This is a genomic window from Agromyces sp. Soil535 (assembly GCF_001428255.1).
Taxonomy (GTDB): Bacteria; Actinomycetota; Actinomycetes; order Actinomycetales; family Microbacteriaceae; genus Agromyces.
In genome coordinates this window covers 101,675-123,922 of sequence record NZ_LMRW01000002.1, presented here as the reverse complement: position 1 = coordinate 123,922, position 22,248 = coordinate 101,675, and the positions used below count along the sequence as shown (strand labels likewise).

Annotated in this window: 25 protein-coding genes and 1 pseudogene; 16 read left to right on the top strand and 10 right to left on the bottom strand. The window is 71.9% G+C overall.

The features are described from left to right. The first annotated feature begins 7 nt into the window (after window positions 1-7). From ASG80_RS03945 to ASG80_RS03930, 4 genes are all read left to right on the top strand, one after another. Window positions 8-775: a DUF2306 domain-containing protein gene (locus ASG80_RS03945; RefSeq protein WP_082589749.1), complete on the top strand. Its 768-nt coding sequence runs from the start codon at window positions 8-10 to the stop codon at window positions 773-775. A gap of 9 nt (window positions 776-784) precedes the next feature. Then, on the top strand, window positions 785-1,063 hold the full coding sequence (locus tag ASG80_RS03940; protein WP_056728736.1) for a DUF2277 domain-containing protein: 279 nt from the start codon (window positions 785-787) through the stop codon (window positions 1,061-1,063). Window positions 1,064-1,131: 68 nt separating this feature from the next. Then, window positions 1,132-2,154 (top strand): non-homologous end-joining DNA ligase, encoded by a 1,023-nt coding sequence (gene ligD / locus ASG80_RS03935; RefSeq protein WP_056728733.1) that lies wholly within the window; start codon window positions 1,132-1,134, stop codon window positions 2,152-2,154. Window positions 2,155-2,226: 72 nt separating this feature from the next. Then, complete coding sequence (locus tag ASG80_RS03930; protein ID WP_056728731.1) at window positions 2,227-2,748, top strand: PaaI family thioesterase; 522 nt, start codon at window positions 2,227-2,229, stop codon at window positions 2,746-2,748. A gap of 57 nt (window positions 2,749-2,805) precedes the next feature. Here the strand turns inward: ASG80_RS03930 and ASG80_RS03925 are convergent, their stop codons facing one another. Further along, entirely contained in the window at window positions 2,806-3,594 is a 789-nt protein-coding gene (locus ASG80_RS03925; protein ID WP_156401629.1) for an isocitrate lyase/phosphoenolpyruvate mutase family protein, read from the bottom strand. Then, window positions 3,591-4,400: a hypothetical protein gene (locus ASG80_RS03920; protein ID WP_056728728.1), complete on the bottom strand. Its 810-nt coding sequence runs from the start codon at window positions 4,398-4,400 to the stop codon at window positions 3,591-3,593. The genes ASG80_RS03925 and ASG80_RS03920 overlap by 4 nt, the downstream gene beginning before the upstream one ends. 64 nt (window positions 4,401-4,464) lie before the next feature. On the opposite strand from ASG80_RS03920, the gene ASG80_RS03915 reads away from it, so the two are divergent. After that, the gene (locus tag ASG80_RS03915) at window positions 4,465-5,148 is read left to right on the top strand and encodes a helix-turn-helix transcriptional regulator (RefSeq protein WP_056728726.1); all 684 of its coding nucleotides are present in this window, start codon (window positions 4,465-4,467) and stop codon (window positions 5,146-5,148) included. A gap of 54 nt (window positions 5,149-5,202) precedes the next feature. Here ASG80_RS03915 and ASG80_RS03910 read toward each other — a convergent pair whose 3' ends face one another. Next, the gene (locus ASG80_RS03910) at window positions 5,203-5,901 is read right to left on the bottom strand and encodes a GTP pyrophosphokinase family protein (protein WP_056728856.1); all 699 of its coding nucleotides are present in this window, start codon (window positions 5,899-5,901) and stop codon (window positions 5,203-5,205) included. A 135-nt stretch (window positions 5,902-6,036) separates the two neighbouring features. On the opposite strand from ASG80_RS03910, the gene ASG80_RS03905 reads away from it, so the two are divergent. Continuing rightward, a complete protein-coding gene (locus ASG80_RS03905; RefSeq protein ID WP_056728724.1) occupies window positions 6,037-6,903 on the top strand; it encodes an MBL fold metallo-hydrolase in 867 nt (288 codons plus the stop codon). Between the two features lie 39 nt (window positions 6,904-6,942). On the opposite strand, the gene ASG80_RS03900 is transcribed toward ASG80_RS03905, so the two are convergent. Next, window positions 6,943-8,358 carry a PLP-dependent aminotransferase family protein gene (locus tag ASG80_RS03900; protein ID WP_056728854.1) on the bottom strand — a complete coding sequence of 472 codons (1,416 nt, stop codon included), beginning with the start codon at window positions 8,356-8,358 and terminating at the stop codon, window positions 6,943-6,945. Between the two features lie 46 nt (window positions 8,359-8,404). Between ASG80_RS03900 and ASG80_RS03895 the strand changes: the two genes are divergently transcribed. Both ASG80_RS03895 and ASG80_RS03890 read left to right on the top strand, forming a co-directional pair. Next, window positions 8,405-8,896 (top strand): carboxymuconolactone decarboxylase family protein, encoded by a 492-nt coding sequence (locus ASG80_RS03895; RefSeq protein WP_056728722.1) that lies wholly within the window; start codon window positions 8,405-8,407, stop codon window positions 8,894-8,896. A gap of 57 nt (window positions 8,897-8,953) precedes the next feature. Next, window positions 8,954-9,424, top strand: a complete 471-nt coding sequence (locus tag ASG80_RS03890; RefSeq protein ID WP_056728720.1) for a VOC family protein — start codon at window positions 8,954-8,956, stop codon at window positions 9,422-9,424. Between the two features lie 61 nt (window positions 9,425-9,485). Here ASG80_RS03890 and ASG80_RS03885 read toward each other — a convergent pair whose 3' ends face one another. Then, on the bottom strand, window positions 9,486-9,899 hold the full coding sequence (locus ASG80_RS03885) for a YchJ family protein (protein ID WP_056728718.1): 414 nt from the start codon (window positions 9,897-9,899) through the stop codon (window positions 9,486-9,488). Between the two features lie 160 nt (window positions 9,900-10,059). On the opposite strand from ASG80_RS03885, the gene ASG80_RS24330 reads away from it, so the two are divergent. After that, on the top strand, window positions 10,060-10,905 hold the full coding sequence (locus ASG80_RS24330; RefSeq protein WP_056728716.1) for a hypothetical protein: 846 nt from the start codon (window positions 10,060-10,062) through the stop codon (window positions 10,903-10,905). Window positions 10,906-11,074: 169 nt separating this feature from the next. Here ASG80_RS24330 and ASG80_RS03875 read toward each other — a convergent pair whose 3' ends face one another. From ASG80_RS03875 to ASG80_RS03865, 3 genes are all read right to left on the bottom strand, one after another. Beyond that, window positions 11,075-11,764 carry an NAD(P)H-hydrate epimerase gene (locus ASG80_RS03875; protein ID WP_056728714.1) on the bottom strand — a complete coding sequence of 230 codons (690 nt, stop codon included), beginning with the start codon at window positions 11,762-11,764 and terminating at the stop codon, window positions 11,075-11,077. Next, window positions 11,761-12,054 carry a GNAT family N-acetyltransferase gene (locus ASG80_RS03870; RefSeq protein ID WP_056728712.1) on the bottom strand — a complete coding sequence of 98 codons (294 nt, stop codon included), beginning with the start codon at window positions 12,052-12,054 and terminating at the stop codon, window positions 11,761-11,763. The genes ASG80_RS03875 and ASG80_RS03870 overlap by 4 nt, the downstream gene beginning before the upstream one ends. A gap of 66 nt (window positions 12,055-12,120) precedes the next feature. After that, entirely contained in the window at window positions 12,121-12,489 is a 369-nt protein-coding gene (locus ASG80_RS03865; RefSeq protein ID WP_056728710.1) for an RNA-binding S4 domain-containing protein, read from the bottom strand. A 113-nt stretch (window positions 12,490-12,602) separates the two neighbouring features. On the opposite strand from ASG80_RS03865, the pseudogene ASG80_RS03860 reads away from it, so the two are divergent. Beyond that, window positions 12,603-13,049 (top strand): annotated as a pseudogene (locus tag ASG80_RS03860) (NUDIX domain-containing protein); the annotation flags it as partial. 39 nt (window positions 13,050-13,088) lie between these two features. On the opposite strand, the gene ASG80_RS03855 reads toward ASG80_RS03860, so the two are convergent. After that, on the bottom strand, window positions 13,089-13,916 hold the full coding sequence (locus tag ASG80_RS03855; protein ID WP_056728706.1) for a DUF1295 domain-containing protein: 828 nt from the start codon (window positions 13,914-13,916) through the stop codon (window positions 13,089-13,091). A gap of 32 nt (window positions 13,917-13,948) precedes the next feature. Between ASG80_RS03855 and ASG80_RS03850 the strand changes: the two genes are divergently transcribed. The 4 genes from ASG80_RS03850 (at window position 13,949) to ASG80_RS03835 (ending at window position 16,453) form a co-directional block, all read left to right on the top strand. Next, window positions 13,949-14,572, top strand: a complete 624-nt coding sequence (locus ASG80_RS03850; protein ID WP_082589730.1) for a CDP-alcohol phosphatidyltransferase family protein — start codon at window positions 13,949-13,951, stop codon at window positions 14,570-14,572. A gap of 110 nt (window positions 14,573-14,682) precedes the next feature. After that, window positions 14,683-15,096, top strand: coding sequence for an FHA domain-containing protein (locus tag ASG80_RS03845; protein ID WP_056728850.1), 414 nt, complete (start codon window positions 14,683-14,685; stop codon window positions 15,094-15,096). Next, complete coding sequence (locus ASG80_RS03840; RefSeq protein ID WP_056728704.1) at window positions 15,096-15,788, top strand: MerR family transcriptional regulator; 693 nt, start codon at window positions 15,096-15,098, stop codon at window positions 15,786-15,788. The genes ASG80_RS03845 and ASG80_RS03840 overlap by 1 nt, the downstream gene beginning before the upstream one ends. A 110-nt stretch (window positions 15,789-15,898) precedes the next feature. Further along, window positions 15,899-16,453 (top strand): MerR family transcriptional regulator, encoded by a 555-nt coding sequence (locus ASG80_RS03835; RefSeq protein WP_056728702.1) that lies wholly within the window; start codon window positions 15,899-15,901, stop codon window positions 16,451-16,453. A 48-nt stretch (window positions 16,454-16,501) separates the two neighbouring features. Here ASG80_RS03835 and ASG80_RS03830 read toward each other — a convergent pair whose 3' ends face one another. Continuing rightward, a complete protein-coding gene (locus tag ASG80_RS03830; RefSeq protein WP_056728700.1) occupies window positions 16,502-17,335 on the bottom strand; it encodes a ParA family protein in 834 nt (277 codons plus the stop codon). Between the two features lie 75 nt (window positions 17,336-17,410). Here ASG80_RS03830 and ASG80_RS03825 point away from each other — a divergent pair, with 75 nt between their 5' ends. Then, window positions 17,411-20,815, top strand: a complete 3,405-nt coding sequence (locus ASG80_RS03825; RefSeq protein ID WP_056728698.1) for a pyruvate carboxylase — start codon at window positions 17,411-17,413, stop codon at window positions 20,813-20,815. Between the two features lie 37 nt (window positions 20,816-20,852). Further along, on the top strand, window positions 20,853-22,241 hold the full coding sequence (locus ASG80_RS03820; RefSeq protein ID WP_235508150.1) for a MinD/ParA family protein: 1,389 nt from the start codon (window positions 20,853-20,855) through the stop codon (window positions 22,239-22,241). Window positions 22,242-22,248 lie beyond the last annotated feature (7 nt).

Sequence of the window (22,248 nt, the reverse complement as noted above, 5' to 3'; positions counted from 1 at the left end):
GTGGCGCATGACCACCGGAACCGAACGCCCGCCCCATCCGGCCGACGCGACGCGCCGCGACCGGACCCCGAGCCGTGCCGTGACCCGCGTCGGATGGACCTGGATCGTCCTGTCGTCACTCGCGATCGCCGGGTTCGCCGTCGTCCCGTACCTCACCGCCTCGCTCGCCGAGCTGTCCGACTCGGGCGTGGGCCTCGCGGGCAATTACGACGGGCGGCCCTCCTTCGTGCAGGCCGCCTTCTATGCGCACATCGTCGCGGGAGGGCTGGCCCTCGTCGCCGGTCCGTTCCAGTTCTGGCGTGGCCTGCGCGATCGACACCGGCAGGTTCACCGCTGGATCGGACGCACCTACCTCGCCGCGGTCGCGATCGCCGGCGTCTCCGGCCTCGTGATGGCACCGTTCAGTGAGGCGGGCTTCGCCGGGTTCTTCGGGTTCGGCACCCTCGCGGTGCTGTGGCTCGTCACCGGCCGGCGGGCGTATGGGGCCATCCGCCGTGGGGATGTCCCGAGCCACCGTGCGTGGATGATGCGCAACTTCGCGCTCACCTACGCCGCCGTGACCCTCCGCCTCTGGCTCGGCGTGCTCATCGGCGCCCAGGCGCTGCCGGGAGGGCAGTTCGACTTCGAGGCGGCGTTCGCGAACGCCTACGCGGTGGTGCCGTTCCTCGCGTGGCTGCCGAACCTCGTCGTGGCGGAGTGGCTGATCCGCCGTCGCGGCCTCCCGTCGTTCAGCATCACGAGCGGCACCGAGACCACCTCCACTCCACGGGGTTAGGCTCGGAGCATGTGCAGGAACATCCACACCCTCCACAACTTCGAGCCCGCGGCCACGAACGACGAGGTGCACGCGGCGGCGCTGCAGTTCGTGCGCAAGGTGAGCGGATCGACGAAGCCGTCCAAGGCGAACGCCGAGGCGTTCGACCGGGCGGTGGCCGAGATCGCGCACATCACGCGACACCTGCTGGACGACCTCGTGACCACCGCGCCGCCGAAGGATCGCGAGGTGGAGGCCGCGAAGGCCCGGGAACGCTCCGCGCGCAGGTACGTGACCGCGACGGCGTGATGCGCCGCTGGCCCGCCGCGGAGGCGGCATCCGTTCGCGACGTCGCACGGAGGGAGTAGCGTCGCAGCATGGCCGGCGCTGCTGTCACGCTCACTGTCCCTGGTCCGCACGGCGATCGCGACGTGCGGATCTCCTCGCCGACACGGGTGATCTGGCCCGAGCCCGGCATCACCAAGCTCGAGCTCGCCGAGTACCTCGTCGCGGTCGGCGACGCCTTCATCGAGGCGAACGGCGACCGGCCGGTCTCGCTCCAGCGCTTCCCCGAGGGCATCGACGGCGAGCAGTTCTTCTCGAAGAACCCGCCCAAGGGCGCGCCCGAGTGGGTGCGATCGGTCACCGTGACGTACCCGAGCGGGCGGCGGCATCCGCAGCTCGTGCTCGACGAACCTGCCGCCGCGGTCTGGGCGGCGCAGATGAACACCGTCGTGTTCCATCCGTGGGCGTCGAGTACCGACAACACCGACAACCCCGACCAGCTGCGCATCGACCTCGACCCGCAGCCCGGCACCGGGTTCGCCGAGGCCGTGCCCGCCGCACTCGCGCTGCGCGGGCTCATGGACGAGGTCGGGCTGGCCGGGTTCGTGAAGACCTCCGGCAACCGCGGCATCCACGTGTTCGCGCCGATCGAGCCCGAGCACGAGTTCCTCGACGTGCGGCACGCCGTGATCGCACTGGCGCGCGAGCTGGAGCGACGCATGCCCGACCAGCTCACCACCGCATGGTGGAAGGAGGAGCGCGGCGACCGCATCTTCATCGACTACAACCAGGCGAACCGCGACCGCACGATGGCGGGGGCCTACAGTCCGCGGCCGCTGCCGCACGCGCCGGTGTCGTGCCCGCTCGAGTGGGACGAACTCGAGTCAGCCGACCCGGCGCAGTTCACGATCCGCACGGTGCCCGACCGGCTGCGCGACGTGGGAGACCCCTGGGCGGGCATGGAGTCGCGGGCCGGGCGCCTCGAGACGCTCCTCGAATGGTGGCAGCGCGACCTCGACGACGGGCTCGGCGAGCTGCCGTTCCCACCCGACTTCCCGAAGATGCCGGGCGAGCCCATGCGGGTGCAGCCCAGTCGGGCGCGCAATCCCGACTGAGCGGGTGCCGCCGTCCGTCAGAGGACGCCGGCGACCGGGTACTGCGGGGCAACCCGGGGCTAGGGTGGGCGCGTGACCTCCGCCTTCGAACCGACCGACTTCGCGACGATCTCGTGGGTCGACCCGGGTGTCGCGCTGCCGAGGCTCGCCGAGCTCAGCGGGATCGACTACCTCACGGCGATCCTCGACGGCGAGCTGCCGCCGCCGCCGATCTCCCAGCTGATGGGCTTCACAGCGGTCTCGTTCTCGCACGGCGAGGCGGTGTTCGACTGCGAACCGACGACCGCGCACTTCAACCCGCTCGGGGTCGTGCACGGCGGCCTCGCGTGCACCCTCCTCGACACGGTGCTCGGATGCGCAGCACACACCACGCTGCCCGCGGGCGTCGGTTACACCTCGATCGACCTGAACGTCGCGTACGTGCGCGCGATCCTGCCCGGCAACGGTCGGCTGCGGGCGACCGGACGGGTGCGGAAGGGAGGCAGGCGGATCGTCTTCACAGAGGGCGAACTCGTCGACGCCGAAGGTACCCTGCTCGCGACCGGCACCAGCAGCCTCCTCGTGATCGACCGGCGGGAGAGCGCGGAGGACTGAGGGTCGGCGTCGGCACCGGCGCATCACAGTCTCGGTACGCGCGGCTCCGAGCGCGGGTCAGGGGAGCGATGCGACCCGCTCGTAGGCCGGCGTCGCGGGATCGGGCGTGAACGCCCCATCCTGCACCTCGCGTGCCGCGACCTCGATCGCCCCGAGCGCGACGCGGAAGAGGAGCGATCCGGTGCTGATGCGGGCGACGCCGGCGTCGGCGAGGCGACGCACGGGCACGCCCGGCTGCACGAGCACGTTCACGGGCGCCGGGATGTCGCGCGTGAGCGCGGCCATCTCGTCGAGCGGGATCGTGCCGGGCACGAACACCCCGCTCGCACCGGCCGCCAGGTACCGATGCGCGCGGCTCACCGCATCCCGGTGCCGGTCGGCTGCGCCGACGTCGCCGTCGATCCAGAACGGGTCCGTGCGAGCGTTGAGGTAGATCGCGGGCGCCGCCGCCGCGATCGCCGCGACCTTCGCGGCGGCGAGGTCGGGATCCACGAGGTGCCCGTCGGCATCGGAGTCCTCGAGGTTCACGCCGACCACGCCGAGTCGTGCGAGGCGAGCGGCGAAGGCGCCGACCTCGGCGGGGTCGTCGGAGAAGCCCGCTTCCAGGTCGACGGTCACGGGGATCGAGGCGCGGGCCAGCCGCGTCGCGAGGTCGAGGGTCTCCGCCGCCGTGCGGCCGGCGCCGTCGGGGAGCCCGGCAGCCACCGCGACGCCGAGGCTCGTCGTGCCGAGCACCGGATGTCCCGCGGCGTGCAACCAGCGGGCGGACGCGAGGTCCCAGGCGTTGGGGAGCACGAACGGGTCGCCCGGGCGGTGCATCGCGCGGAATTCGTCGGGGGTCATCATGCGCGGAGCTCCTCGATGATCGCGGCGGCCATGGCGAGCGCGAGGTCCGGTGCCGGGCAGGCGCGCGCGCCTGCGCCGAACGCGAGCGTGCGTAGAGGACGCCCTGCGCCGGACTCGCGGTCTGGGCCGTCGAGCCGCAGGGTGAGCATTTCGCCGTCCGGTGCGACCCTGCGCGTGAGCCGCACAGGCGGATCGTCGCGCAGGGTGTCGGCGAGCAGCTCCGCGGTCGTGATCGACGCGGCCACGGCACCGGTCGACCGAATCGCGCCCTCGACGAGCGCGGCCGTCGCGGCGTAGGCCTGCACGAGGAGTTGCACGAGCAGCACGGCATCCTCGTCGGAGCCGGCACCGCCGGACTCGCCGTCCCCGTCGCCGGTCGCGGGCGCTGCGGCGGCGAGGAGTCGATCGATCGCCGCATCGGCCCGATCCGACTCGGCACCGCTCGCATACGACGCCGCGACGTCGGCCACGAGCCGGGGCGCGTCATCCGGCGCGGCGATCCCGAGCGCACCGGCGAGGCAGGCGACCGGAACGTGGCGCGCGATCTCAGCCGCGTCGACGCCCGACGCCGCCGACCATCGAGCGCGGGATGACGCATCGGCGGCGAGTGCCGACGTGTCGATCGTGTGCAACAGGGTCTCGAGCCGTCGCCGTCGCCGGTCGTGCGCCGGCCCGTTCGTGAACCGAGACGAGCTCGCGCGGAACCGGCCCATGGGGCGTGTCGCCGCGGCATCCGCCTCAGGCACCGCGAACCGGGAGTCGGTGAGCACGCGTTCGGCGTCGCCGCGCTCGATGAGATCCGTCATGCCTCCACGCTAGGTCGCACACGATTCGACGGCGGACGAAGTGTGCCCGACGTATCGTGGTGCCATGCCCGGAGACGCCGACCTCGCGACCCCTGCTCGACTCATGGGCGAGCCCGCGCGCGCAGCCATGCTCGTCGCGCTGCTCGACGGGCGATCGTTGCCCGCGAGCGAGCTCGCCGTGATCGCCGGCGTGAAGCCGCCGACCGCCAGCGCGCACCTCGCGCAGCTGGTCGAGGGCGGGCTCGTCACCGACCGGTGGCTCGGGCGGCACCGCTACTTCGCCCTCGCCGGACCGGACGTGGCCGATGCCGTCGAGGCCCTGCAGCGGATCGCCCCACGCCAGGCGGTGAGCTCCTATCGGCAGTCGGCGACGGCGGAGCGACTCGCCGAGGCCCGGTCGTGCTACGACCACCTCGCAGGGCGCGTCGCCCTGCGGCTCGCCGACGCGCTCGTGGCCGAGGGCGCGATCGCGCCGCTCGAGGCGGGCCGCCCCGGACGCATCCTGCCCTCGGCAGGTGCCGGCACCCTCGCGATACGCCTCGGGCTGCCGGAGGTCGGCGCCGACGGCCGACGTCCCGCGGTGCGCGGATGCCTCGACTGGACCGAGCGTCGCCCCCACATCGCCGGCCGGCTGGGCGCGCACCTGCTCGACGTGGCCCTCACCGAGGGCTGGGTGTCGCGTGTGCCGGGCGACCGCTCGCTCCGCGTGACGGACGCGGGACGCGCGGCCCTCGCCGCGCTGGGCTGAACCGCAGTGCGGACGCCGGGCGCTCGCAGCGCTCGGCGGGGGCGGCGCCCGGACTCAGACCGCGACGCTCCCGCGCTCGTGCGCCGGCGCGCCGTGCACCTCGCGGTGCAACCGCTCCATGCGCGTGTCCAGCTCGGCCGCCGTGTGCGCGGCATCCGTGAGCCGGTCGAGCAGCTCCTTCGGCACCTGCCGGTCGTACTTGTAGTAGATCTTGTGCTCGAGGCTCGCCCAGAAGTCCATGGCGATGGTGCGGATCTGCACCTCGACGGCCACTGCGTGCGCCCCCGTCGAGAGGAACACGGGCACCTCAAGGATGAGGTGCAGGCTCTGGTAGCCGTTCTCCTTCGGCTCGGCGATGTAGTCCTTCACCTTCAGCACCTGGATGTCGCGCTGCGCCGTGAGCAGCTCGGCGAGGCGGTACGCGTCCGAGACGAAGCTGCACGTCACCCGCACGCCGGCGATGTCGGTGATGGTCTCGCGGATGGTGTCGAAGGTCGGCTCGATGCCCTTGCGCTGCATCTTCGCGACGACGCTGTCGAGGCTCTTCAGCCGGCTCGAGATGTGCTCGATCGGGTTGTAGTCGTGATTCTGGTTGAACTCCTCGCGCAGGATCGAGAGCTTCGTGATCACCTCGTCCATACCGAACTTGTAGCGCAGCATGAAGCGCTCGGTCTCGTCGCGCAGGGCGCGCATCTCGTCGAGGGTCCCCCCGTCGATCGCCTCGAGGGTGCGCTGCGCGCGGGCCGTGAGCATGTGAGAGGCGTCGTCGCGCCGCGTGGTGGGGATGCCGTCGAGCGGGGTCACGGATGTCACGCTACGGCCGCAACCTCAGGATTCCCTATGACCATGGCCCCGACTTCGCTGCAAGCGCATCGCTAGGCTCGGCGGATGGCAACCTGGACCACCGTCGCGCACCGCATCCACCAGCGGCGCGGCGGCCCGTACGACCTCTCGGTCGTCGTCGTCGAGGGCGACGACGGCCTCCTCGTCGTCGACTCGGGCGCCGAGCCCGCTGAGGGCGAGGAGATCCTCGCCGACCTCCGTGAACGGTTCGGCAAGCCCGTGATCGGGCTCGTGAACACGCACGCGCACTTCGACCACACCTTCGGCAACCAAGTGTTCGGTCCCGGCTCCGCGACGGATGCCCCGATCCACGGCCACGCCGGCATCGCCCGCCACTTCGAGCGATACGAGGGGCCGCGGCTCGCCGCATGGAGGGATGACCGGGGGCGCGAGCCCGACCGGCAGTGGGATGAGGTGCGGCTCGTGCCCCCGACGCATCCGGTCGAGCGGATGAAGCAGCTCGACCTCGGCAGGCTCGTGGTCGAGCTGCACCCGCAGCCGAGGGCGCACACCGACACCGACCTCGTCGTGCTCGTGCCGTCCGAACGCGTGTGGATCGTCGGCGACCTCGTGGAGGAGTCGGGACCGCCGATCTACGGGTCGGGCTGCTACCCGCTCGACTGGCCGCGCGTGCTCGACTCGCTGGTCGCCGAGATGCGGCCGGGCGACCTCGTCGTCCCCGGGAACGGCCGCGTGGTCGACCGCGAGTTCGTGGCTCGGCAGGCGGCCGACCTGCACACGATCGCCCGGCGGCTCACGGAGGCGCACGACGCCGGATTCGGCGCGGCCGAGGCTCTCGCCGCTCACGACCACTGGCCTGTGCCGGTCGCGGGACTCGTCGGCGCGGTCGAGCGGGCGTATGCGGCGCTCGACGGGCTCCCACTCGACGAGGGGAGCATCGAGGACGCGTGAGCGCGCGGCATCCGCGCCTCACGCGTGGTGCCCGGCGTGTCACCCGACGGCGCCGGCCGCCGCAGCGCGGATGGCCCGGATCGCGAGGCCGATCGCCTCGTCGAACCGATGCGGCGGGGGAGCGCCGTACCCGACCACCATGGCCGGCGGATGCCGCCACGGCGTCCCGCGCAGGCGGAAGGACGCCAGCCCCTCGAACCTCAGCCCGAGCCGATCCGCCTCCTCCGTCACCCTGGCCTCCGTCGTGCCGACGGGGAGGTCGAGGAGGCAGTGGAGACCGGCCGCGAGTCCGGCCACGCGGCATCCGGGGAGCTCGTCGGCGACCAGCGACTCGAGCGCGAGCCGTCGCGCGCGGTACTCGGCGCGGAGCCGGCGCACGTTGCGGTCGTACTCGTGCGAGGCGATGAACGCGTGCAGCGTGCGCTGGTTCAGCACGTCGACCGCAGCGCCCGTCCGTCGGCGCTCGGCGGAGAGCGGCGCGATGAGCGGTCGGGGCACGACGCCCCACGCGAGCCCGACCGCGGGTGCGAGGCTCTTCGACGCCGTACCCGCGTACAACACGTGCTCCGGGGCGAGCGCCTGCAGCGCGCCGATCGCGCGGCGGTCGTAGCGGAACTCGCCGTCGTAGTCGTCCTCGATGACGAGTCCGCCTGTGCGCTCGGCCCACCGCACTGCGGCGACGCGCCGCCCGGGTGCGAGCGGCACGCCGGTCGGGAACTGGTGGGCGGCCGTCAGCAGCACGGCGTCGACCCGCTCGTCGAGCCGTTCGGTGTCGGCGCCGTCGCGGTCGACGGGCAGGGCCACGGGTGTCAGGCCGGCGGCCCGGATGATCTCGCGATGCGCGTCGTGTCCGACCTCCTCGACGGCGACGCGTGCCGCCCCTCGGGATGCGAGCGTCCGGCAGGCGAGGCCGAGGAGCTCGCCGAACCCGTGCGTCACGACGACGGATTCGGTCGAGGCCACGACGCCGCGGGCACGGGCGAGGTAGTCGGCGAGGGTCGCGCGCAGCTCCGGCGTGCCGAGTTCGGGGGCGTAGCCGAAGTCCGACGAGGCCGCCTCGAGCACCGCCCGCCGCGCCGCCGCCGCCCAGGCCCGCCGCGGGAAGGCGGCCGCATCGGGGATGCCGCCGCGCAGGTCGAGCCGGGCGGACGGCGCGTACGACGCGGCCGCCCGCTCCGAGGTGTCAGCGCCCGCCCGCGCGCTCACCCAGGTGCCGGCCCCGACCCGCGCCTCGAGCCAGCCCTCCGCCGTGAGCTGCGCATACACGTCGGCCACGCTGTTCCTCGCCATGCCGAGGTCCGCAGCGAGCGTGCGGGACGAGGGGAGCCTGGTTCCGGCGGAGAGCCGTGCGTCGCGAACGGCGCCCCGCAGTGCCCGCTCGAGCGACGAGGCCTTGTGCCCGAGGTCGATCTCGAGGTGCAGGTCGAGGCCCGGAATGGCCCATGATTCATCCATCGGAATGGACTGTAGCACTGGGCCGATCGCGCCGTAGCGTGGAGTCATGACCATCACCGACTCTCTCGTCGACATCCCCGTCCGCCTCGACTTCGACCAGCTCGTCCCGCGATTCTCGCGGGCAGTCGCTTCACTGGATCATGCGGCGACCGTCGAGCTCGATCGCGCGGGCGTCGACCCGGCACTCCGCGAGCTGGTGCGGCTGCGCGCCTCGCAGCTGAACGGCTGCGCCTACTGCGTCGACCAGCACTCGAAGGACGGCCGCACGGCCGGCGTCACCGACCAGAAGCTGCACGCCGTCGTCATCTGGCGGGACTCCGCGCTCTTCACCACCGCCGAACGAGCCGCCCTCGAGCTCACCGAGACCGTGACGCGCCTCTCCGAGACGCATGTGCCCGACGGGGTCGTCGACCGGGCGCGCGCCGAGCTCGGCGAGGAACGGCTCGCGGCACTGCTCGCGCTCATCGTCGCGATCAACGTGTGGAACGCGATCGGCGTGTCCACCCGCTGCTGGAGCGTGCATCGCGACGCCGCCTGAGCACGTCACGGGGCGGGGGCGGTCGCGGATGTCGGCCATCGCTGGGAGGATTCGGGCATGACGGATGCCGCAACGCCCCCGGTCCTGCAACTCCGCGTCGTCGTCGAGGCGACCGACTACGATGCGGCGGTCGCGTTCTTCCGCGACACGCTCGGCCTGCCCGAGTACCTCGCGTTCGCCCAGGGCGGCGACGAACGCGTCGTCATCCTCGACGCGGGACGCGCCACGCTCGAGATCGCGAATCCGGTGCACAAGCGCGCCATCGACCGCATCGAGGCCGGCGGCGTCGAGAGCCCGCACATCCGCCTCGCGTTCGAGGTCACCGACACCGCGGGCGTCACCCGCCGACTCGAGGGCGCGGGCGGCCGGGTCGTCGCCGAGCCCGTCGTCACGCCCTGGCAGTCGCTGAACTCCCGGCTCGAGGCTCCGGCGGGGCTGCAGATCACGCTCTTCCAGGAGCTGCTCGAGTCGGGCGAACGCGCCGTGCTCGACGGCTTCGCGACCGACGACCAGCGCTCAGCGGACTGAGCCGATCCTGACGGAACGGCAGGTGACGGACCCGCCGCTCCCGTCCTGACCCTCCGCCGGCTCAGGCCACCGGCGACACGTACCGCCAGCGCCGGCCCTCGCGCGCGAACGAGCTGACCTCGTGCTGCTCGCCGCGCGCTCCGTCGCGCCGGTAGAACGCCCGGAACTCCACCACGCCGTCCCGATCGAGCGGGCCGCCGCGCTCCCGCCGGAGGACGTCGAGGCGGTACCAGCGCATCGCCGGATCGAGCTCCAGGGCTGCGGGCCGCGTCGACGGATGCCACGTCGAGAGCAGGTACGCGACGTCGCCGACGACGAATGCGGTGTACCGCGATCGCATGAGCTGCACGGCGGTCGGGGCGTCCGCCGCGCCGTCGAGGTACGGGCCGCAGCACTCGCCGAACGTCGCGCCGCTGAGGCACGGACAGCGGTCGTTCGGGCGCGGCTGGGAGAAGACGGGGGGCGGGGTGGGCATCCTCCCAGTATCGCGAGGCCGGATCGGTCGTGGTCATGGTCTGCTCAGGAGAAACTGAGGAACCGTCCAGATTCGCCGTGCAGAGTGTCTGACTTGTGCCTTCGCTCGGAGGCCCTCCCCCCATCCCCCCAACGAACCCGACCGAGCAGAAGACGAACCCATGCGAAACGACACCTCCATCACGCACGCCCAGAACGACTCCACCATCACCTCACCCGGAGCGACCACCCGCCGCGCGCTCCGCCGTCGCCGTACCGGCCGCAAGCGCCTCATCGTCGCCGGTGCGATCGCCGCGGCAGGCCTCATCGTCGGCACCGGCTTCACCGTGCAGAACGCGGTCGCCACCCAGGCCCGCATCGACGCCACCACGATCCTCAACGACACGAGCGGCCTCCGACACGAGCAGCTCAGCGCGTACAGCGCCATCGCCGCCGCGAAGGCCATCGACAACGCCGAGGACACCATCACCGCCGCGAACGCCACGCTGGCCGCAGCCGGTGGCAAGGTCGACGCATCCGGGCTCGCGGCTTCGGTCGCCTCACTCAGCGACTACCGCAGTATTCCGGTCGAGAAGGTCGTCGACCTCACCAAGGCGACCCGTGCCGAGGCGGCGAAGACCGCCTTGGCCGCTGCCGCGTACGACCAATCACAGGCCGACGCCGCCGCGGCCGCCGCGGGTGCACTCGCCGCCGCGAACACGCCCGACGGCGCACGCGCGTTCGCTCGCGACCTCGCGGCATCGCAGTACGGCTGGGGCGCCGACCAGTTCCAGTGCCTCGACAACCTGTGGCAGAAGGAGTCGGGTTGGTCGTACACCGCCTACAACGCCTCGAGCGGCGCCACCGGCATCCCGCAGTCGCTGCCCGGCAGCAAGATGGCGACCGCCGGCGCCGATTGGGAGACCAGCGCCGCCACCCAGATCAAGTGGGGGCTCGGCTACATCGCGAGCGCGTACGGCACGCCGTGCAGCGCCTGGTCGCACTCGCAGTCGGTCAACTGGTACTGATCGGTGCGGTCATCGAGGCGGGCCGGGGTCGTGGACCCCGGCCCGCCTTCTCGTGTGCCGGGTTCCGTTCGGCGGCAGGCTGCGGTTGACTGGACGAACGGATGCCGCGGCGCAGGCGTCAGCCGGCCACATCACCGACCAGGAGGTCGACGACGGCACGTGAGCCGGCTCAGTCGGTCGTGACGAGCGGGGTCATCATCGCGAGTCCGGGCCCGAGCCCGAGGTCGACGAGCTCGATCCGTCCGGCGTAATCCGCGCCCGGCTCGAGGAGGAGCCCCGCCTTCACGGCGCCGAAGGTCACGGTGACGGCGGCCGCGAGCACGGTCGGATCGGGCACCGTGCCGTCATCCGGATGGATCCCGCTCGGCAGGTCGACCGCGACGACGGGGATGCCGCCGGCCCGCGCGATCTGGATGGCCGCGGCCACGACCTCACGTGCCCTGCCTCGGAGGGCGGGCGCGGCGCTCGTACCGGTGCCGAGGATGCCGTCGACGATCACGGCCGACGAGCGCAGGGCGTCCTCCACGCCGGAGCTGCTCGCCGAGTCGACGAACTCCGCGCCCGACGCGCGCGCCGCAGCGGCTCCCTCGGCGTGCATGCGCTCGGAGGTCGGAATCGCCGTCACTCCGACGCCCTCCTGCGCCAGTTCGGCCCCGGCGAAGAGCGCGTCACCGCCGTTGTCGCCCGCGCCCACGAGGAGCACCACGGGTCCTGCGCGGGTGCCCGCATCGTCGAGCAGGCTGCGGATCACGGACGCGAGTGCGGCCGCCGCACGCCGCATGAGCGGCTCGCCGGCGGCGAGATGCGGCGCCTCGGCGGCGCGCACCTGGGCGGCGGAGTATCCGGCGACCACGGTCATGCCGTGCGCGGGTCGAGGAGGCCCGCGCGGTCGGGGTGGCGGTCGAACCACTCGCCCACGTACCAGCAGCTCGGCACGATCCGGCGATCGGAGGTGGCCTCGACATCGGCGACCGCGAAGGCGACGAGCTCGCCCGCGAGCCCGCTCCCGCGGTACGACGGGTTCGTGAACGCGCGCGTGAACGCGACGGAGTCCCCGAGCACCCGATAGTCGAGCACGCTCGCGATATCGCCGTCGACGCGCAACACGTAACGGCGGGCATCGGGCTCGTGGGTCAGTTCCTTCTGCACCCCTTCAGGCTACGCCCGCGTGCGGCGCCGACCGGCAGCGCGTGAGGCGGCGCGTCGACGTGGCGCTCAGCGTCCGCGCAGCCGCTCGAGGTCGCGCCGCTCGCGCTTGGTCGGCCGTCCGGCGCCGCGTTCGCGCACGGGCACGACCGGCAGCGCCTCGCGCGGCGGCGGGGGAGGCGTCCGGTCCTCGACGGCCGTCGCCGCGACCGTCGCCGACACGCGCTTGACGAGGGTCTGGCGCACGACCAGCATCCGGTCGAACCCCTCGATGCGCACCCGTACCTCGTCGCCCGGGCGCACCGGCTGGGCCGCCTTCGCGCGCTCGCCGTTCACACGCACATGGCCGGCACGGCATGCGGCCGTCGCGGCCGAGCGCGTCTTGAACTGGCGCACCGCCCACAGCCACGCGTCGATGCGTACCGGGGAGTCGGACATGCTGCCAGCCTACGACTGCTGGAGCGCCCGCCAGGTGACCGGCATCGCGACGAGGAAGCCCGCAGGAGAGTACGGCACGCCGACTCCGCAGCGGCGTGCGTCATGCTGGACTCATGAGCGGAGCGAGCGGCGATGCGTGGGTCGAGGGACCCGACGGGACGCGGTACTGGGGGCGTTTCGGCGCCGCGGGCCTGCTCGTGGTGAGCCCGGGCTTCGAGGTGCTGCTGCAGCATCGGGCGTCGTGGAGCCACTTCGGCGGAACCTGGGGCATGCCCGGTGGCGCGCGGCACGAGGGCGAGAGTGCCGTCGACGCCGCCGTCCGCGAGGCGGGGGAGGAGGCCGGCGTCCCGGCGGCCGCCCTCAACGTGCGCTTCACCTCCGTGCTCGACCTCGGCTACTGGTCGTACACGACCGTCGTCGCCGACGCCACCGAGCGCTTCGCTCCCGTGGTGAGCGACCCGGAGAGCATCGAGCTCCGATGGGTGGCCGTCGACGCGGTCGTCGCGCTGCCGTTGCATCCGCGCTTCGCCGAGTCCTGGCCGGACCTTCGGGCGCGGCTCTGATCTCCGCCCGCCGGCCGAGCGGGTGCCGCTCCCGGCTCAGGCGGTGCGCTCGTCCGCGGCGGCCCGTGACCGTGGGAACCATGGCACGATCGCGGACGTGCGAGCTCGGTACTCGTCGTAGTCGGGGTACTTCGACCGCGAGATCGATTCGGTGAACACGGTCGAGCCGATGAACAGCAGCGTGAGCAGCGCCGCGCCGGCGATCGTCCAGTGCAGCCACGCGCCCGTCGCCGCGACGGCGAACCCGTAGAACACCCACCACTGCGCCTGCTCGAAGAAGTAGTTCGGATGCCGCGACACGCGGAAGAGCCCGGACTGCAGGAACCCGGGTCGCGGTGGGCGACCGGCGGCGTGCTCGGCGGCCTTCCAGCGGTGGAACGCCCACTGCTGTTGGTCGGCGATCGTCTCGCCGATGAGGAACGCGACGAAGAGGATCGTGAGCGTGACGTCCCATACGCCGAGGGGTGTCCCCGCCGCCTCGTACGCCGTGTAGGCCGGGAGGCAGAAGAACAGGATCAGGGCGTTCTGGGAGATCGAGATGAAGCACAGGTTGAACAGCTGGAACTGCCCGGGCGACATCCGACCGCGGAGCACCGCCCAGCGGTGGTCCTCGCCGCCCGGACGGTATCCGCCCTTCCGCGCGAAGTTGAAAGTGAGGCGGATGCCCCAGAGCGTCACGAGCGAGGCCATGAGCACGAGCCGCGCGTCGAGCCCGCTCCAGCCCGCGAAGACCCAGACGTACGCCACCGGCACGATCGACCAGATGCGGTCGACCCACGAGTACTCGCGTGTCACCAGCGAGGCGACCCAGGTGGCGGCGGTCACCGCGGCGCCGATGATGAGACACACGAGCAGGGGACCCATGGCGGCATTCTAGGGGTCGATAGGATCGCAACGTGGGCGGGGACAGCGCGGGGGCGGTGGGCACGAGGATCTGGACGATCCCGAACGTGCTGAGCATGCTGCGCCTCGCCCTGGTGCCCGCGTTCCTCGTGTTCATCGTGCTGGGCGACTACGTCTCCGCGCTCGTCGTGCTCGTCGTCGCGAGCCTCACCGACCTGCTCGACGGCTACCTCGCCCGGCGGCTCGGGCAGGTCACGCGGCTGGGGCAGCTCCTCGATCCCGCAGCCGACCGCCTGTACATCTTCGCGGCCCTCGTGGGCCTGGCTGCGAACGACCTCGTGCCATGGTGGATCGTCGTGGTCATCGTCGCGCGCGACGTGTTCCTCCTCGTGCTCGGAGTCGTGCTCGCCAACCACGGCTACGGACCCCTGCCCGTGCACCAACTCGGGAAGGTCGCGACCTTCGCGCTCTTCTTCGGCCTGCCCGTCATCATGCTCGGCCTCGCCTTCCCGGCGGTCGAGCCGGTCAGCGAACCGGTGGGGTGGGCGATCACGCTCTGGGGCGCCTTCCTCTACTGGTGGGCGGGCATCATCTACGCCATCGAGACGGCGCGCGTCATCCGTATTCCCCGTGTGGAAGACGAGCCCCGATCGGATACGCTGGAATCGGGAGGTTAGCCGTGGCGGATACCGACAACACTCAGGCTGGCGAAGCGGGCGAGGCCGACGGCGAGTCCCCGGCGACGAGGTCGAACGGTGTCGTCGGCGACGGCACGGCCGACACGACGATCGGCTTCAGCCGTGAGGCGGCCGCGGCGCTCTCAGCGGTCGACAGCGACATCACGGCCGAGGAGCAGGAGGCGATCGCCGCGCTGCCATCGGGTTCCGCGCTGCTCATCGTGCGGCGCGGTCCGAACAGCGGTGCGCGCTTCCTCCTCGACACCGACGTCACCACCGCCGGGCGTCATCCCGATGCCGACATCTTCCTCGACGACGTCACCGTGTCGCGCCGCCACGCGGAATTCCTCCGCCACCGCACGGCCTTCGAGGTGAAGGACCTCTCCTCCCTGAACGGCACGTACTTCGACGGGGTGCGCATCGACACCGCGCTTCTCAGCGACGGCGCGGAGGTGCAGATCGGCAAGTACCGGCTCACCTTCTACGCCTCCCGACGCGACCTGGCGCCGCTGGCGAGCGGCTAGTGCCGGGCACCGCCGCCTCCGCGCACGCGAGCGGCCACGGCCAACTGCTCGGCATCGGTCAGGTCCTCGCGCAGCTTCAGCCCGAGTTCCCCGAGCTGACCCCCTCCAAGCTGCGCTTCCTCGAGGAGCAGCGACTCGTGTCGCCCGCGCGCACCGCGGCGGGGTACCGCAAGTTCTCGAATGCCGACGTCGAGCGCATCACGGTCGTGCTGTCGATGCAACGCGACCAGTACCTGCCACTCAAGGTCATCCGCACACATCTCGAGGCGATCGACGCGGGCGAGACACCGGCCCTTCCAGGCGCCGCGAGCGCGGCCACGTTCCTGGCGGGCGCCCGCCGGTACCGTCGCGAGGAGCTCATCAGGGAGGCGGGCGCCACGCGCACGCTCCTCGACGAAGCGATCTCGGCGTCGCTGCTGCCCGCCGCGGAGCAGTACGGCGAGGACGCCCTCGGAGTGCTGCAGGCGCTCGTCGCGCTCCGCGGGGTCGGCATCGAGGCCCGCCACCTGCGCGGCCTGCGCGCCGCCGCCGAGCGGGATGCCGCCCTCGTCGAGCGCGCGATCGCGCCGTCGAGGCGGTCGGATGCCGCGGACAAGGCGCGCGCAGCAGAGCGCGCCCTCGAACTGGCCGATCACCTCGAGACGGTGCACACGGCGGTCGTACGTGGGACGCTCGCGCGGCTCGGGCGCTGATCCGCGACACGCCGTGACGTTCGGCCCGATGTGTTTGGCCGAGGCCCCCGGCGTGGGTAGCGTGGGAGACGCGCCGTCGGGGTGCTGGCGCGGGAGTGAGGGGCGATCGGATGAGTGAGCTCGACCGGAGTGAAAGCGCTCGCTACGACCTCGGCCTGCTCTTCACCGACGGGATGCCCGAGCACGACGACGCCGCCGGCTATCGCGGCGCGGTGGCGGCGCGGGCGGCGGGCATCAGCTACCGCCAGCTCGACTACTGGGCGCGCACGCAGCTCGTCGAGCCCACCGTCCGCGGAGCGGCCGGATCGGGCACGCAGCGCCTCTACGGATTCCGCGACATCCTCGTGCTGAAGCTCGTGAAGCGCCTGCTCGACACCGGCATCTCACTGCAGCAGATCCGCACCGCCGTCATGCAGCTCCGCGAGGCGGGCATCGAGGACCTCGCCCAGACCACGCTCATGAGCGACGGCGCGAGCGTCTACCTGTGCACGTCCGACGACGAGGTCATCGACCTCGTGAACCGCGGTCAGGGCGTCTTCGGCATCGCCGTCGGCAAGGTGCTGCGAGAGGTCGAGTCCACGCTCGTCGAGATCGACAGCCAGCCGGCCGATCCCATGGATGAACTGGCCGCGCGCCGCGGTGCTCGGTCCCGCAGGATCTCCTGAGGCGCCGTTCCCGACGGTCGCGCCGCGGGGCCCGCGGCCCCTGTGACGTCAGATGACGGGCGACTCGAGCTCGAGCGGTGTGCCCGCGTAGTCGCCGATGCGCGCCGTGCGCAGCACGCGATCGAGGAGCTGGTCGAAGTGGCGCGACATCTCCTCGGCGCTCTCGCCGGGCCACATGTGCAGCGGCTTCGCGGCGCCCTGCGCCTGCTGCAGTGACGTGCGCTCGGGCAGCTGCGGCGAGAGCACGAGCGGGCCGAACATGTCGCGCAGCTCCTTGATGCGGAACTGGTGCTCGAGTGACTGCACACGCGCGCGGTTCACGATGATGCCGAGCGGCTGGAGTCGGGGAGAGAGGCCGCGGCGGATCTCCTCGATGGCACGCAGGGCGCGGTCGGCCGCGGCGACGGAGAAGAGGCCGGGCTCGGTGACCACCGCCACGCGGTCGCTCGCCGCCCAGGCGGTGCGCGTGAGCGCGTTCAGCGAGGGGGCGCAGTCGATGAGGACGAGCTCGTAGTCGGCCTCGACGTTCGCGAGCGCCTCCTCGAGCTTCCAGATGTCGCGGATCGACGGATGCGGCCCGTCGTAGTTGATCGCCGACGGGCTGCCGATCAAGACGTCGATGGTCGAACTCGGGTTGGACCTCGCCCATCCGCTCGGGGCGATGGCCGAGCGGACGATCTTCTCCTTCGGCGAAGCCAGCACGTCGGCGACGTTGAGGTGACCGCCCATCTGGATGTCCATGCCGGTGGATACATCGGATTGCGGGTCGAGGTCGACGACGAGCGTTCGCACGCCGCGTGCGAAGGCCGCGGAGGCCAGCCCGAGGGTGACAGTCGTCTTGCCGACACCGCCCTTGAGGGAACTGACGCTGAGTACGTGCACGAACAGATACGTTACCTTTAGTCCTCGGGCGATACCTAAATGTTCGCTGTGCGGAAACCGCGTCGAAAGGCCTGCATGTTCACGAAGATCCTGGTAGCCAACCGCGGGGAGATCGCCATCCGGGCGTTCCGTGCGGCCGTCGAGCTCGGCGCGAAGACCGTGGCCGTGTATCCGTTCGAGGACCGCAACTCGCTGCACCGCCTGAAGGCGGACGAGGCCTACCAGATCGGCGTGCCGGGGCATCCGGTCCGTGCCTACCTCGATGTGTCCGAGATCATCCGCGTCGCGAGGGAGTCGGGCGCGGACGCGATCTACCCGGGCTACGGATTCCTCTCCGAGAACCCCGAGCTCGCGCAGGCCGCGACGGAGGCGGGCATCACGTTCATCGGCCCGACCAAGCGCGTGCTCGAGATGGCGGGCAACAAGGTCACGGCCAAGGAGCACGCGATCGCCGCAGGCGTGCCGGTGCTGAAGTCGACGCCGCCGTCGCGCGACATCGAGGCGCTCGTGGCGCAGGCCGACGAGATCGGCTTCCCACTCTTCGCCAAGGCGGTGGCCGGCGGCGGCGGCCGCGGCATGCGCCGGGTCAACTCGAAGGACGAGCTGCGCGCCGCCCTCGAGGAGGCCATGCGCGAGGCCGACAGTGCCTTCGGCGACCCGACGATGTTCCTCGAGCAGGCGGTGCTGCGCCCCCGCCACATCGAGGTGCAGGTGCTCGCGGACGCCACGGGCGAGACGGTGCACCTGTTCGAACGCGACTGCTCGGTGCAGCGCCGCCACCAGAAGGTCATCGAGATCGCGCCGGCACCGAACCTCTCCGACGACGTCCGCGAGTCGCTCTACCGCGACGCCATCGCGTTCGCGCGCTCGATCGGCTACGTCAACGCGGGAACGGTCGAGTTCCTCCTCGACACCGTTGGCGAGCGCGCGGGGCAGCACGTGTTCATCGAGATGAACCCCCGGATCCAGGTCGAGCACACGGTCACCGAGGAGGTCACCGACGTCGACCTCGTGGTGTCGCAGATGCGCATCGCGGCGGGGGAGACCCTCGCCGATCTCGGGCTCGAGCAGGACGCCATCCGCCTCCGCGGTGCAGCCCTCCAGTGCCGCATCACGACCGAGGACCCGACCGCCGGGTTCCGCCCCGACACGGGCAGGATCACGACCTACCGGTCGCCGGGCGGCGCCGGCATCCGCCTCGACGGCGGCACCGTGAACCCGGGCGCGCAGATCAGCCCGCACTTCGACTCGATGCTCGCGAAGCTGACCTGCCGCGGACGCGACTACCGGGCCGCGGTCGCACGTGCCAAGCGCGCCCTCGCCGAGTTCCGCATTCGCGGCGTCTCCACGAACATCTCCTTCCTCCAGGCCGTGCTCGAGGATCCGGCGTTCGTCGCGGGCGACCTCAGCACGTCGTTCATCGACGAGCGTCCCCAACTGGTGCGCGGCCGGGTCTCGAAGGACCGCGGCACGAAGATCCTGAACTGGCTCGCGGATGTCACGGTGAACCAGCCGAACGGACCGGCGCCCACCGCCGTGCACCCGGTCGAGAAGCTGCCCGAGCTCGACCTGTCGGTGCCGGCGCCCGCCGGATCACGGCAGCGCCTGCTCGAACTCGGCCCGGCCGGGTTCGCGGCGGCGCTTCGCGCCCAGACCCCGCTGGCCGTCACCGAGACCACCTTCCGCGACGCGCATCAGTCGCTCCTGGCCACCCGCGTGCGCACGAAGGACCTCGTCGCCGTCGCACCGTACGTCGCGCGGATGACCCCCCAGCTCCTCTCCGTGGAGGCCTGGGGCGGCGCCACCTACGACGTCGCGCTCCGCTTCCTCGGCGAGGACCCGTGGGAGCGCCTCGCCGCGCTCCGCGGGGCCCTGCCCAATATCAACATCCAGATGCTCCTCCGTGGTCGCAACACGGTCGGCTACACGCCGTATCCGACCGAGGTCGCCGACGCGTTCATCCGCGAGGCGGCGGCGACCGGCGTCGACATCTTCCGCATCTTCGACGCGTTGAACGACGTCGACCAGATGCGGCCCGCGATCGACTCGGTGCTCGCCACCGGCCACGCCGTCGCCGAGGTCGCAGTCTGCTACACCGGCGACCTCCTGGACCCCGCCGAGGACCTGTACACGCTCGACTACTACCTGCGTCTCGCCGACAAGATCGTCGCCGCCGGCGCGCACGTCCTCGCCATCAAGGACATGGCCGGCCTGCTACGGCCCACTGCGGCCGAGAAGCTCGTCGCCGCGCTGCGCGAGCGCTTCGACCTGCCGGTGCACCTGCATACGCACGACACCGCCGGCGGCCAGCTCGCGACGCTCCTCGCCGCGAGTCGCGCCGGCGTCGACGCGGTCGACGTCGCCAGCGCGCCGATGGCGGGCACGACGAGCCAGCCCTCGGCGTCGTCGCTCGTCGCAGCGCTCGCGCACACCGAGCGCGACACGGGCATCTCGCTGCAGGCGGTCGCCGACCTCGAGCCCTACTGGGAGGCGGTGCGTCGCCTCTACAAGCCGTTCGAGTCCGGCCTGCCGGGGCCCACCGGCCGCGTCTACCACCACGAGATCCCGGGGGGTCAGCTGTCGAACCTGCGCCAGCAGGCCATCGCCCTCGGACTCGCCGACGACTTCGAGCTCATCGAGGACATGTACGCGGCCGCGAACGGCATCCTCGGCCGGGTGCCGAAGGTGACCCCGTCGTCGAAGGTGGTGGGCGACCTCGCACTGCACCTCGCGGCAGTGAAGGCCGACCCCGCCGACTTCGCCGAGCACCCGGAGAAGTACGACGTGCCCGACTCGGTGATCGGCTTCATGGCCGGCGAGCTCGGCGACCTTCCGGGCGGCTGGCCCGAGCCGTTCCGCTCGAAGGTGCTCGCCGGCAAGGACATCCGCATCGGCGTCACGGAGCTGACGACCGAGCAGCGTGCCGCGCTCGAGGCCGACAGCGCCACCCGCCGCTCGACGTTGAACGCGCTGCTCTTCCCCGCGCCCACCCGGCAGTACGAGCAGATCCGCGAGCTCTTCGGCGACCTGTCGGTCGTCGACACCTCCGACTACCTCTACGGACTCCGACAGGGCTCCGAGCACGTGATCGAGATCGCCAAGGGCGTGCGGCTGTACGCCGGGCTCGAGGCGATCGGCGAGGCGGACGACAAGGGCATGCGCACGGTCATGACGATCCTCAACGGCCAACTCCGGCCGGTGTTCGTCCGCGACCGCAGCATCGTGGTCGAGTCGCGCGCGGCAGAGAAGGCGGATGCCTCGCAGCCCGGCCACGTGGCCGCGCCCTTCTCGGGCGTCGTCACGCTGCAGGTCGAACCGGGGGCCGAGATCGCCGCCGGCCAGAACGTCGCATCGATCGAGGCCATGAAGATGGAGGCGGCCATCACGTCGCCGATCCCCGGCATCGTCGAGCGCGTCGCCATCCCCAAGACGCAGCAGGTGGAAGCCGGCGACCTGCTCGTCGTGGTACGCCCGCGCTAGGCTGTCCATGAGTTCGCACTGATGAGGAGGGGTATCGGTGTCTGACGACAATGGCGATGACGAGAGCACGACACGCCGGGCGGCGCCGAGCCGCACGTCGTCGACGGACCGCGGGCGGCTCGAGCCGTCGACCGGTGCGCACGCTGCCGGGGCGTTGCCCGACAGCCTCAACATCCGCGTCGACCTGCCACCCGCACCGCGCCCCGAGATGCCCGAAGACGAGGTCGCGGTCGCGATCGACGACGTCGCCGTGAACCCCGGTTCGGTCGTCGGCGGGGACTCGTCCACGACCTCCGTCGAGGTCATCACGCCGGGTCTCTCCGGCGGATACCGCAGCTCCTACCGTCGCGATGCCTCGCCGTACGGCGCGCTCCTGGCGGCCGACGCCTCGAAGCTCCGTCGCGAGCGAGTCAGCACGAACACCGGCAGCCACGTCGCGGTGGTCGACGTGCCCGACGACCAGCTCGCCCCGGCCGAGGTGCCCGAGCCGTCCGAGTCCCTCACCGCCGACCGCCTCATCGACCTGAACCGCACCACGCGGCCTGCGCCGCACGGCGGGTTCAACCGTTTCCTTTACGAGGCCTCGCTGCACCTCGTCAACCTCGGCGACTCCGCCAAGGTGCAAGCCCACAAGGCCCTGAGCGCGCGCATCCAGAAGCGATTCGAGGGCGGTGCCCGGTTCGTCCCGGTGCTGACCCGCAAGGGCGGCGTCGGCAAGACGACCATCACGACGCTCCTCGGCATGGCGCTCGCCGACGCACGCGACGACCGCGTGATCGCGATCGACGCGAATCCCGACCGCGGCACCCTCGCCGAGCGCGTCGACCGGCAGACGCGCGAGACCGTGAGGGACGTGGTGACCAAGGCGCCGTCGATCGGCGGCTACACCGACTTCTCCGGCTTCGTGTCGCGCGACGAGACCCGGCTCGACATCCTCGCATCCGACACCGACCCGACCCTCTCCGAAGCGTTCGACGACGACGACTACAACGTGGTCGCGGGCCTCGCCGCCCGCTACTACTCGCTCGTCCTCACCGACTGCGGCACCGGCATCGTCCACTCCGTGATGCGCGCAACCCTCCAGCGCGCGGACGCCATCGTCGTCGTGTCGGGCGGCAGCGTCGACGAGGCGCGCCTGGCCTCGGAGACGCTCACGTGGCTCGAGGCGAACGGCTACGGCGAGCTCGTGCGCAACGCGGTGGTGGCCATCAACCTGGCGACGCAGGGCACGCATCTCGTCAAGGTCGACGAGATCGAGGCTCACTTCGCCTCGCGCGTGCGCGATATCGTCCGGATTCCGTACGACCCGCAGCTCGCCGCCGGATCCGTCGTGCATTGGGACGAATTGCGTCCCGTGACGCGGCTCGCGTCGCGCGAGCTCGCGGCACTCGTCGTGGAAGGCCTGCCCGTGGACCGCGGGCACTGATCGGAGC

What these genes read in the sequence shown, in the direction of transcription:
- ASG80_RS03945 (WP_082589749.1), top strand. Translation starts at nt 8, where the DNA reads ATGACCACCGGAACCGAACGCCCGCCCCATCCGGCCGACGCGACGCGC.
- ASG80_RS03940 (WP_056728736.1), top strand. Translation starts at nt 785, where the DNA reads ATGTGCAGGAACATCCACACCCTCCACAACTTCGAGCCCGCGGCCACG.
- ligD (WP_056728733.1), top strand. Translation starts at nt 1,132, where the DNA reads ATGGCCGGCGCTGCTGTCACGCTCACTGTCCCTGGTCCGCACGGCGAT.
- ASG80_RS03925 (WP_156401629.1), bottom strand. Translation starts at nt 3,594, where the DNA reads ATGATGACCCCCGACGAATTCCGCGCGATGCACCGCCCGGGCGACCCG.
- ASG80_RS03920 (WP_056728728.1), bottom strand. Translation starts at nt 4,400, where the DNA reads ATGACGGATCTCATCGAGCGCGGCGACGCCGAACGCGTGCTCACCGAC.
- ASG80_RS03915 (WP_056728726.1), top strand. Translation starts at nt 4,465, where the DNA reads ATGCCCGGAGACGCCGACCTCGCGACCCCTGCTCGACTCATGGGCGAG.
- ASG80_RS03910 (WP_056728856.1), bottom strand. Translation starts at nt 5,901, where the DNA reads ATGCTCACGGCCCGCGCGCAGCGCACCCTCGAGGCGATCGACGGGGGG.
- ASG80_RS03905 (WP_056728724.1), top strand. Translation starts at nt 6,037, where the DNA reads ATGGCAACCTGGACCACCGTCGCGCACCGCATCCACCAGCGGCGCGGC.
- ASG80_RS03900 (WP_056728854.1), bottom strand. Translation starts at nt 8,358, where the DNA reads ATGGATGAATCATGGGCCATTCCGGGCCTCGACCTGCACCTCGAGATC.
- ASG80_RS03895 (WP_056728722.1), top strand. Translation starts at nt 8,405, where the DNA reads ATGACCATCACCGACTCTCTCGTCGACATCCCCGTCCGCCTCGACTTC.
- ASG80_RS03890 (WP_056728720.1), top strand. Translation starts at nt 8,954, where the DNA reads ATGACGGATGCCGCAACGCCCCCGGTCCTGCAACTCCGCGTCGTCGTC.
- ASG80_RS03885 (WP_056728718.1), bottom strand. Translation starts at nt 9,899, where the DNA reads ATGCCCACCCCGCCCCCCGTCTTCTCCCAGCCGCGCCCGAACGACCGC.
- ASG80_RS24330 (WP_056728716.1), top strand. Translation starts at nt 10,060, where the DNA reads ATGCGAAACGACACCTCCATCACGCACGCCCAGAACGACTCCACCATC.
- ASG80_RS03875 (WP_056728714.1), bottom strand. Translation starts at nt 11,764, where the DNA reads ATGACCGTGGTCGCCGGATACTCCGCCGCCCAGGTGCGCGCCGCCGAG.
- ASG80_RS03865 (WP_056728710.1), bottom strand. Translation starts at nt 12,489, where the DNA reads ATGTCCGACTCCCCGGTACGCATCGACGCGTGGCTGTGGGCGGTGCGC.
- ASG80_RS03855 (WP_056728706.1), bottom strand. Translation starts at nt 13,916, where the DNA reads ATGGGTCCCCTGCTCGTGTGTCTCATCATCGGCGCCGCGGTGACCGCC.
- ASG80_RS03835 (WP_056728702.1), top strand. Translation starts at nt 15,899, where the DNA reads ATGAGTGAGCTCGACCGGAGTGAAAGCGCTCGCTACGACCTCGGCCTG.
- ASG80_RS03825 (WP_056728698.1), top strand. Translation starts at nt 17,411, where the DNA reads ATGTTCACGAAGATCCTGGTAGCCAACCGCGGGGAGATCGCCATCCGG.